The following is a 385-nucleotide window of genomic DNA, read 5'->3' as shown; positions in this document are numbered from 1 at the left end:
TACGAACCAAACGAGCTAAATCTTGTGCATCGCGTTTATCTGTTTTCACGCGTTGTCCGGGTTTCTTTGGAATCAGTGATGGCGCAACAACATAGCAACAATGGCCTAAGCTTGTCAGCAATCGATAAATCCAGTAGCCACAGGGGCCTGCTTCATAAACAAAATGCAGGGTAGCCTGCGGGTATTTGCTTTCAAACTGTCTTGCCATCTTGGTAAGTGATACTTTGGCTGAAGAAACTCTTCCAAGATGCTTTACTTCTGAGCCTCGTTGATCTTCGCAATATGCGACTTCGGTGAACTCCTTATGGGTGTCCAATCCGACAAAAATTATGGTATTGTTTTTCATGGTGCTGGCCTCCGCTTATATGGTATGACACATATATTA

General features: G+C 43.9%; 1 protein-coding gene. It reads right to left on the bottom strand.

The window, feature by feature from the left end; translation table 11 throughout:
• Positions 1–346: transposase (locus A3729_RS11780; RefSeq protein ID WP_156497908.1), on the bottom strand; the 346-nt coding region annotated here is incomplete at its 3' end.
• Positions 347–385 lie beyond the last annotated feature (39 nt).

This window comes from Oleiphilus sp. HI0043 (genome assembly GCF_001634935.1).
The sequence above is the reverse complement of the archived record's forward strand: the minus strand, read 5'-3'. Positions and strand labels throughout refer to the sequence as shown.